Source organism: Emticicia sp. MM, from assembly GCF_001649495.1.
The window spans coordinates 1-9,323 of sequence record NZ_LXHX01000103.1 but is presented as its reverse complement, the minus strand read 5'-3'; the positions used below and the strand labels follow the sequence as shown (position 1 = coordinate 9,323).

Here is a 9,323-nt window from a genome sequence, read left to right as displayed (position 1 = left end):
CAAAGGTTTTGGAGACCCGTATGCTACCATTGCACCATGCCCGTGTATGTTTCCCTTTTTGTTTGGGACTGCAAAGATAAGTGTATTTTTTTTCTTTGCAAATTAGAAATACCAAAATTATGCCAAAAAAATAATTTACGATTTACGAATTACGAATTATGAATGTTTTTCTTACACAAAACACACCAACTAATCTATTTATTATCAATTACTTATGTCTTTTTCTTCTATTCGTCATTCGTAAATCGTAATTCATAATTTTCTTATCCAATTTTCACAATATGGTTTTTCTTGCCTTTTCCTACTAATAAATATTTTCCTTGTAAGAGTTGTAATTCGGAAACTGGCAGTTTTTCATCGGTGATTTTTACTTTGTTGATGCTTACGGCATTGCCTTGCATGGCACGGCGAGCTTCGCCTTTTGATGCGTAAACTTCGTTGCTGGTCGTAACCGAAATCAAATCTAATACGCTCGCACAGCCAGCCCAAGTTTCTTGTGAGATTTCGGTAGTTGGTACACCATCAAAAACACTCGTAAAAGTGGCTTCATCTAAACTTTGGAGGGTTTCGAGTGTTCCTTTTCCGAATAAAACCTCAGAAGCTTTTACGGCTAACTCATATTGCTCTTCGCCGTGTACGCGAGAGGTTACGTCTTTTGCCAATGCTTTTTGGGCGATTCGCAAATGTGGAGCTTCGGCGTGTTGAGCTTCGATTGTTTCGATTTCTTCTTTCGAGAATAGCGTGAATACTCTCAATAATTTTGGCACATCTCTATCGTCTTGGCCTAACCAAAATTGATAAAATTGGTAAGGTGAAGTCAGATTAGCATCGAGCCAGATGGTCTTGCCACCTGCTGTTTTGCCCATTTTCTGTCCATCGGCTTTGGTCATCAATGGTGTTGTGAGAGCAAATGCTTTGTGTGTTACGTTTTCATCTTCAACATCGCCAACTATTGCCGCTTCTTTTCTACGAATAAGCTCTGTACCCGTCGTGATATTTCCCCACTGGTCAGAGCCGCCCATTTGTAGGCGAACGTTTTTATTTTTGTATAACCAGTAGAAATCGTACCCTTGTAATAATTGGTAAGAAAACTCGGTGAATGAAATACCCGTTGTCAGACGATTTTTTACCGAATCTTTTGACATCATGTAGTTTACTGTCAAGTATTTACCTACTTCACGCAAAAATTCCAAGAAACCGATTTCTTTGAACCAATCGTAATTATTGACCATTTCGGCCGAATTTGCTCCGCAATCAAAGTCCAAGAACTTTACGAGTTGGTTTCTGATACCGTCTTGATTGGCTTTCAACACTTCTTCTGACAAAAACTGACGCTCGGCAGATTTTCCCGAAGGGTCGCCGACCATTCCCGTTGCTCCACCTACAAGTGCATAAGGTTTATGTCCTGCCAATTGAAAGTGTTTTAGCAACATGATAGTTGCCAGATTACCGATATGCAGTGATTTTGCGGTTGGGTCGAAACCGATATATCCAGCCGTCATTTCTTTATTGAGTTGCTCTTCGGTGCCAGGCATGGCATCTTGCAACATACCTCTCCAACGTAATTCTTCGATAAAATTCATAGTATATCACCTCCCCGTCGAAACGTCGAACCGCCCTAAAGGGGAGCTAAAAAATGGTACGTAATCTTCTCCCCTTTAGGGGCTTGGGGTTTATTTTTTCTGTTTCGCTTTGTCTTTTTTTGCCCAACGATAATAGTCGCTGAAATTGAAACTTGCTGATACTTGTAATGTACGGTTTTGGAAGTTGAGCGGAATCACCGATTTATCTTCGAGCGTATAAGTTTTATTAGTTGTGTTTGTCAAACCATGGATATAACGAATATTTAAACTAAACAAGTGAGCCGCATCGAGCATATCTATACGCACACCACCCGCAAGGCTGAAATCATAATTTGTATATGGTCCACGTTTTGAGCCTGAATTGATAGAATAACCATATTCGGGTCCAGCTACTAAATGAATATTTTTGGCGATTTCGTAGCCAACTACAAACGAACCTGTAAGATACTGATAGTTATTACGTAAAATCGTATTTCCAGTTTCAGCAAAATTGGTGGTTGCCTTGAAGCTTCCCCCTTTTGCTTGGTAGTATAATTCTGGTTGAAGACTAATTTTTTTCAAATTCCAACGATAAAAACCTCCCGCATTGAAATCATTTCTCAATTTATTTGAAATGTTTGTTCGATTATTGATGATGGCAGTCATTGAGTTGCTGATACCTACCTTAAATCCGTACTGAGTATCAGGTCTGATCTGGGCAAAACTAAGAATGTTTACAAAAACTAAAATAGTGGTTAGTGCTTTTTTCATTGAAATGTTTTGTAGGACAGGTATTCAACCTATCGCTTTAGTATTAGTGAATATAAACTCACTGTAATTGAGAAATAATTCTTTAATATCAATAGCGAACCAAAAGTCCGCACTACTTTGATAACGAAATTTAAGTCGCAAAATTACGGAATCAAAAGCGAAGAATCACCATAACTTAGAAAACGAAAATTATTTTCAAGAGCATAGTCATAAATTTTCTTCCAATTTTCACCTACCAATGCCGCTACAAGTAAAATTAAGGTAGAATCTGGTTGATGAAAATTAGTGACAATTCCTTTACAAATTTTAAATTCGTAACTCGGAAAAATGAAAATTTCGGTTTCTCCGACGAGTTGTGAAAGGTTATTTTCGGTCATGTAATCAATAACTGCTTTCAGCGACTGCTCGGCTGTGAAGCTTTCAGTTTGATTATAGGGTGAAAGCTTTTCGATAAAGAAATCCTGCTTTCCCGATAATAATTTCACGCCAAACCAATAGAGACTTTCGAGTGAACGCATCGAGGTTGTTCCGACTGGGATTACGAACGAATTATTTTCTAACAAGTTTATAATAAACGATTTATCAAAAACAATTTGCTCGCAGTGCATTTTATGTTCGATTACGTTCTGGACTTTTATTGGCTGAAAAGTCCCCGCTCCTACGTGCAGCGTAACAAAATCGTGCTTGATCCCTTTCTGGGCTAAATCGGCGAAAACTTGTTCGGTAAAATGAAGCCCTGCGGTTGGTGCAGCTACTGCTCCATCTTTTTTTGAATAGACGGTTTGGTAGGTGTCGTAATCTTTTTGTTCGGTTTCCCGTTTGAGGTAAGGAGGCAACGGAATTTGTCCAAAATACCTAACGATTTCGGCAAAAGTCAAATCTGAATTATTCCACGAAAATTTTACATAATTTTTTTCAGAATCGACTAATTCAGCGGTTAACTCTACGTTTTCTGGGCGTATACGATACTCCCCTACCTCTATGTTATATGTTCCTACGATTTTTTCCTTGAAACGCTTTTTGTTGCCAATCATGCAAGCCCACGTGCAAGTTTTAGTGGTTTCCATTACTTGCGAAACTACAGTTGACGGATCAACGGGATTCAACAAAAAAACTTCGATAACTACGCCATTGGCTTTCTGAAAAAACAAACGAGCAGGAATAACTTTAGTATTGTTGAAAACCAAGAACGTATTTTCGGGAAGATGATTTTTTAGATTGTAAAAAACATCTTCCGAAATCTGCAAGTCCTTGTATAACAACAACTTAGACGAATCGCGGGGTTCTACAGGAAAACGTGCGATTCGCTCATCGGGAAGTTCGTAGTTATATTTTTCTAAGTTTATCTCTATCATTTTCTTCAACGATTTATGCCATTGTCTGTGTACTTACAAACAATTAATCTTCGCTTGGATTCGAGAAAAGTAATCGGAGTGGCAAGAAGAAAATCAGGATAATCAATAAAGCGAAACCTACAATCAACACCCAATTATAATCAAAATCAAGTTTTTGTTCTTCAGTACTATTGATTCGGCGTAACCCGATTAGTACAAATGCAATAAAAGTATTGGTGATTGCCACAAAAGCATTGAACCAACCTTCAATCAACGTACTCAATTTTTGAGGACTTTTAGCCCAAGTACTGAGTGGATTCACTTTCGCAAAATCAATTTTCAATACTTGTGCTTTCAGCAAATTCAAGAGAAAATTAAAAACAATAACTACTGCAAATGTGATATAAAAGAAGTTTTGCTTATCAATAAAACCATCTGGATTGCCTTTTTCATCGTGGTGAATGGCGGCATTATCGGGCATTGTGAAATAACATAACATAAGAGCCACCACCAAAAGTGGCATTGAGGCTTTACGCCAAAAATTAAAGAATACGTTTGATATTGACATTTTTACTAATGTAAAATGGAAAATGTATAATTGAGAATGTATCTCGGTGTTTTTAACCGCCTGTTTCGGGCGATTGTTTTCGGGTGCAAAGTTAGGGCAGAGATTCGAGAGAATTAGATTTTTATTGAAAAAACTAATTTATTGTATCTTTACAAAATCATTCCGAAACCCAAGCCATGCGTTTTTTCTTGTTTTTTGCTTTTGTTTTTTGCCTTTCTTGCCAAACAGCAAGCACTCCTAAAGATATTTCGAGAGGTATTTATTACTGGAAGTCAACTTTCAAGCTCAGCGAAACCGAACGCCAAACACTTGATTCGTGCAAAATAAAAAAACTCTATTTCAAGGCTTTTGATGTGGATTGGGATTTTACGAAAGCACGAGCGGTTCCGAAGGCTTCGATTAGATTTGAAGAGGAAATTCCGACAAATCTTACCATCATTCCAACGGTTTTTATTACGAATAATGTTTTAAAACAAACCACTGGCCAACAATTAGATACAACGATTTCGTTTATCAATAAACACCTCCGAACGTTACTAAAAAATAAGCAATTTGAAGAAATTCAGTTCGACTGCGATTGGACGATTTCGACCCGTGAACGTTATTTTTACTTACTCAGAGCTTTCAAAAAACTTTTTCCCGAAAAACACCTTTCGGCCACTATTAGGCTACATCAAATAAAATTTGCTCATAAAACAGGCATTCCGCCCGTAGAGCGTGGAATGTTGATGTTTTATAATATGTCGAACTGGAAAAAGCCACAAATTCGGAATTCGATTTATGACCTCGATGCAGCTTCGCAATATTTGTCCACACTTGATAAATATCCGCTCTCACTTGATTTGGTCATGCCGATTTTTAGATGGGCGATTATTTACCGCAATAATGTTTTCTTGACCGTCATTAATAACATTGATAATCAAGCACTTAGTAAACAAAAATTCTTAGAAAAAAACGACCATAAATTTACTGTTTTGGCCGATACTTCGGCGTTTGGAATTTCGTTAAGAAAAGGCGACATGATTCGGGTCGAGGAAGTGAGTGCCGAAGAAATTATCAAAGGCTCAAAGACCTTGCATGAAAAAATATCAAGTCAAAAACTTACCTTTGCTTTGTATCATTTAGACCAACAGAATATCACTTTTTATGGCAATGAAAAACTCGCTGAAATCTATGCTTCGTTTGAGTAATCGAACAAAATCATTCATTATTTTATTCTTGATTGCCTGCGGCCCCATGCCGTTTGACTATGATGAGTTTAAGAGTTTTTTCTCGCCCGAAAGTGCAGCCCATGAAGCCAAATTCCGACCTTATAATTTTACTACGCAGTTTACTTACGGCGATAATTACTGGTCAGACGAAGTAAAAACCGACCCTGCCCAAGAAGCCAACGTAAAAGCATGGGCTGAATATGCGGGTGTTTCGGAAAAAATAGTGAGCGAAGAATTGTATCCAACTGGTGAATATTCTACTGGTTTGCGTGACGCTTTAAGAAAAAAAGGAAGAAGCGATGCAGTTGAATACCTCGAACTGGCCAAAGAAGTCGAGGCCAACGATTTAGGAAATTTTGATGATGCAGCCATTGATACAAATCAACAAGTAGTAAAGCCCGACTATGATACTTTATTGATGGATGCATTGGCAAAATATAATCAAACGAATGATGTTTTTTTGAAAGAACGTTTGGCATATCAAGCGGTAAAACTGGCAAGTATTCAGGAAAACTATAAAAAAAGCATTGACTTATACGAAAAGCTGGTAAAACCCCTAAAAACCAAAACATTTATCAGCGATTGGGCGGCTTCTCGCGTGGCGGGTGCGTACATGCACGCTGGCGACTCGACGAATGCTTATTATCTTTTTTCTCAACTTCTGGTCAACGCTCCTACTCGCCAATCGGCAGCTTATTTGAGTTTGCGATACGCTTCAAAGTTTAGTGAAGATGCCGTAAAATATTGTAAAAACGACACCGAAAAGGCTAATTTATATGCCGCAACGGCTGTTTTACCGCTACAAGATGGCTTACCTTTTCTTGAGAAAATTAAAAGTTTAGACACAAAAAATCATTTATTGGAGTTTGTAATGGCTCGTGAAATTAATAAAAACGAGTATTATTTTTTCAATAGTCAAGAGACCATTCAATACGGCTTTTGGGCAGTAGATTCCTTGAAAAAAGTCGAATGGAAAAGCAATGCAAAAAATTATTTCGAGCAATTATTGGCCTTTAATCTCGATGCCGCAGAAAGTGAAGGCTTGAAAAATTCGCCATTTTGGTACACCGCCGCTTCGTATTTGACATTTATCGGCAAAGACTTCAAGAAAGCCAGCGAATTATTACAAAAAGCCAAAGCGATTCCGACAGAAAATCAAGGTTTGAAAGACCAAATGGCAATGCAAGAAATGATGCTGGCTATCTATGAAACGCCCGAAGTAACGCCCAAAATGGAAGCAACGGTCATGCCATTGCTCGAAAAATTTGCTCGCTCCGATAAATTCCGCACGGCCAATAACTTTAATGCTGCCTGTAAAATTTTGGCCGCTAAATATGAAGGTTTACCCGTAAACGATGAATTTGCCGAAAATTCAGGAGAAAAAACGACACTTTCCGAAAACAAAGGCACAAAATCTCTTGGTTGGTTTTCGGGATGTTTCGGTAAAAAAGATGCCGCTGAAAAAAGTAGTTCCTCGTCTAATGCTTCACCCGAAAATCAAGCTAAGGCTTTTATTATGAAGGTTTTGGCTTCGTATCAGCAAGCTAAACAAACCGAATACGGTGGAACTGCTTCGTTTATGAGCAATACAGACCAATACAAAATCGAAGATTCGACATCATCAAAAACCATTGGTTATGTGATTGATTATTTCTCAAAAAAATCTACCAATGATTTTGATAAACGCTTACAGAAATTGGCTGGATTCGACAACGATTATCTTTACATGGTTTTGGGCCGCAGGGCGTTGTCAGAGCATCAATACGCACAGGCAGCAGAAGCATGGAAACATATTTCGCCAAAAACATGGCAAGCCGAGCCTTTCCAAACATATTTAGATGTAAATCCGTTTAGCTTAAACGGGCAAGGCGATGTAAATGCAAAACAGAGAGTAACGCCACTCTCGTTTGCAACTCGAATGGCCACATTGGCCGAAAAAGTAAAGCAAAATCCGAACGATTATGAGAGTTGGCTCCTTTTGGGTTGTGGCAGCTACAACATGAGTTATTATGGCAATAGCTGGATTTTGCTGCGTCGTGGTTGGAGTAGCATGGATGCCATCAACGAGCAAGACGATTATTATTCTTACGAAAAATCGCTCTTTTATTTCGATAAAGCTATGCAAACCGCACCCAAACCTGAGCTTGCCGCTAAAGCTTGTTATTTGGCAGCGGCTTGTCAGCAAATTAAATACAATGCCATTGCTCTGAAGCTCAATGATGGCATTTATTTGCTCCCAGAAGACAAAATGAAGAAAAAAGAAGCCGAAAATAAGCAAGTTTTGGCCAATTTGAAAAAAGATAAATATTCTACTTACTTCAATCTCTTAAAAACAAAATTCGGCAGCACCGCCTACGAAGACCAACTGATTGAAGAATGTAGCACTTATAAAGATTATCTGGCAGGGAAATAAGTGTTTCCTTCGGCTTCGCTCAGGGAACGGAGATTTTTAAAGTAACAAAATGAAAATATACACAAAAACAGGTGATGCTGGCACGACTTCGTTGGTTGGCGGTACTCGGATCAGCAAAGCAGATTTGAAAATCGAAACTTACGGAACGGTCGATGAACTAAACTCTTGGATAGGACTCGTGCGTGACCAAGCAATCAACGAATCAAGAAAGGATGTTTTGAAGGAAATTCAAGACCGCTTATTTACGATTGGGTCTGATTTAGCTTCCGAACCCGAACAAGTGCGTAGAAAGAAAATCCCTGACCTCTTGGATGAAGATATTGAGCTACTCGAAAAACAAATGGATTTGATGGATGCCGAAATTCCTCCACTCAGAGCATTTGTTTTGCCAGGTGGACATCAGTCGGTTTCTTATACGCACGTTGCCCGCACGGTTTGCCGCCGAGCCGAGCGTTTAAGTATCCGACTTTCGCACGAAGAAGAAGTTAATCCGTTGATTATAAAATACTTAAATCGTCTTTCTGATTACCTCTTTGTACTTTCTCGAAAAATGACTCAGGAATTGGGCAGCGAAGAAGTAGCGTGGAAACCACGTGTTTAATGTAGAATTGATAATGGAAAATGAATAATTTTCTTTCTTCTTGACATAAAAAAAAAGATGCAAGCCACCTTTCGGACAACCTGCACCTCGTATAGAAACGCTCAGTAGCGAGGAGAAAACTCCTCCGCTACTTTGCTAAGATTACTCACTTACTAATGCCAATTGGCTATGATTAATACACTTCACACCCGAACTCGTATAATCTAAAATCTTACCCGTAGGCTTATCGAGCCTCCAAACCTTCACGATTTTTGTAAGATACTTTTCTGGCTCAATGACAGCCAATGCAAAAAGCGTTGGGTCGTTTTTACCATTCTGTGAGCATCCTTTCACCGATACACAGTGATAAAACTCATTGAATTTCGGAATCTCTTTGATGTCAATCACCTTTAATTGAAAATCATCTGAATGGTTTTCGGAGTTTTCAAATCTTGATAAAAAAAGAAAATGTTTATCCTCTTTCTTCATTAAGGCGATTCCATAATGAAGGTTAATCATATTGCTGTTTACCTTTGAAAGCTCTCGCAACTCTCGATAATCTTTATATCTAACTCCCAAATATTGATTTCGCAAATTTGTATTATTTTGAGATTGTGCAGAAACCTCATTCCCCAAAAACAGCATAGAAATACCCAACAGTACACACTTTTTAATCATTTCTTGCTATTTTTTTAATGTTTTGGGAGCAATTATTATCTTATCAAGAAAAAGCATTAAATTTGCACTTTCAATATTTATGACTCGCTGCTCAAAACTTGGCACGGGCATCAAACATATCTGTATTAGTAATACTGCAAAAATCATTCCAAAATGACCAAGAAAATCAAATCGGCACTTATTTCGGTTTATTACAAAGACGGTTT

Annotated in this window: 9 protein-coding genes; 3 read left to right on the top strand and 6 right to left on the bottom strand. The window is 38.2% G+C overall.

All coding sequences use genetic code 11. The features are described from left to right. Positions 1 to 263: 263 nt before the first annotated feature. From tyrS to A6M55_RS13020, 4 genes are all read right to left on the bottom strand, one after another. Positions 264 to 1,583, bottom strand: a complete 1,320-nt coding sequence (gene tyrS, locus A6M55_RS13035; protein WP_064198035.1) for a tyrosine--tRNA ligase — start codon at positions 1,581 to 1,583, stop codon at positions 264 to 266. Positions 1,584 to 1,673: 90 nt separating this feature from the next. After that, positions 1,674 to 2,333 carry a porin family protein gene (locus A6M55_RS13030; protein WP_064198034.1) on the bottom strand — a complete coding sequence of 220 codons (660 nt, stop codon included), beginning with the start codon at positions 2,331 to 2,333 and terminating at the stop codon, positions 1,674 to 1,676. 143 nt (positions 2,334 to 2,476) lie between these two features. Continuing rightward, complete coding sequence (locus A6M55_RS13025) at positions 2,477 to 3,688, bottom strand: S-adenosylmethionine:tRNA ribosyltransferase-isomerase (RefSeq protein WP_064198033.1); 1,212 nt, start codon at positions 3,686 to 3,688, stop codon at positions 2,477 to 2,479. 43 nt (positions 3,689 to 3,731) lie between these two features. After that, positions 3,732 to 4,235, bottom strand: coding sequence for a hypothetical protein (locus tag A6M55_RS13020; protein WP_064198032.1), 504 nt, complete (start codon positions 4,233 to 4,235; stop codon positions 3,732 to 3,734). 176 nt (positions 4,236 to 4,411) lie between these two features. Between A6M55_RS13020 and A6M55_RS13015 the strand changes: the two genes are divergently transcribed. From A6M55_RS13015 to A6M55_RS13005, 3 genes are read left to right on the top strand one after another with little or no spacing between them, the layout of a single operon-like run. Next, positions 4,412 to 5,425 (top strand): hypothetical protein, encoded by a 1,014-nt coding sequence (locus tag A6M55_RS13015; protein WP_064198031.1) that lies wholly within the window; start codon positions 4,412 to 4,414, stop codon positions 5,423 to 5,425. Continuing rightward, complete coding sequence (locus A6M55_RS13010) at positions 5,382 to 7,859, top strand: hypothetical protein (protein ID WP_064198030.1); 2,478 nt, start codon at positions 5,382 to 5,384, stop codon at positions 7,857 to 7,859. The genes A6M55_RS13015 and A6M55_RS13010 overlap by 44 nt, the downstream gene beginning before the upstream one ends. 49 nt (positions 7,860 to 7,908) lie before the next feature. Next, positions 7,909 to 8,460 (top strand): cob(I)yrinic acid a,c-diamide adenosyltransferase, encoded by a 552-nt coding sequence (locus A6M55_RS13005; protein WP_064198029.1) that lies wholly within the window; start codon positions 7,909 to 7,911, stop codon positions 8,458 to 8,460. Positions 8,461 to 8,601: 141 nt separating this feature from the next. Here the strand turns inward: A6M55_RS13005 and A6M55_RS13000 are convergent, their stop codons facing one another. Both A6M55_RS13000 and A6M55_RS17585 read right to left on the bottom strand, forming a co-directional pair. After that, on the bottom strand, positions 8,602 to 9,117 hold the full coding sequence (locus A6M55_RS13000) for a hypothetical protein (protein ID WP_064198028.1): 516 nt from the start codon (positions 9,115 to 9,117) through the stop codon (positions 8,602 to 8,604). Positions 9,118 to 9,123: 6 nt separating this feature from the next. Continuing rightward, positions 9,124 to 9,323 (bottom strand): hypothetical protein (locus A6M55_RS17585; RefSeq protein ID WP_229235535.1); only part of this gene is annotated, 200 nt, incomplete at its 5' end.

Bases quoted from the DNA above. Each gene is read 5' to 3' on its own strand.
- tyrS (WP_064198035.1), bottom strand. From the start codon at position 1,583: ATGAATTTTATCGAAGAATTACGTTGGAGAGGTATGTTGCAAGATGCC.
- A6M55_RS13030 (WP_064198034.1), bottom strand. From the start codon at position 2,333: ATGAAAAAAGCACTAACCACTATTTTAGTTTTTGTAAACATTCTTAGT.
- A6M55_RS13025 (WP_064198033.1), bottom strand. From the start codon at position 3,688: ATGATAGAGATAAACTTAGAAAAATATAACTACGAACTTCCCGATGAG.
- A6M55_RS13020 (WP_064198032.1), bottom strand. From the start codon at position 4,235: ATGTCAATATCAAACGTATTCTTTAATTTTTGGCGTAAAGCCTCAATG.
- A6M55_RS13015 (WP_064198031.1), top strand. From the start codon at position 4,412: ATGCGTTTTTTCTTGTTTTTTGCTTTTGTTTTTTGCCTTTCTTGCCAA.
- A6M55_RS13010 (WP_064198030.1), top strand. From the start codon at position 5,382: ATGGCAATGAAAAACTCGCTGAAATCTATGCTTCGTTTGAGTAATCGA.
- A6M55_RS13005 (WP_064198029.1), top strand. From the start codon at position 7,909: ATGAAAATATACACAAAAACAGGTGATGCTGGCACGACTTCGTTGGTT.
- A6M55_RS13000 (WP_064198028.1), bottom strand. From the start codon at position 9,117: ATGATTAAAAAGTGTGTACTGTTGGGTATTTCTATGCTGTTTTTGGGG.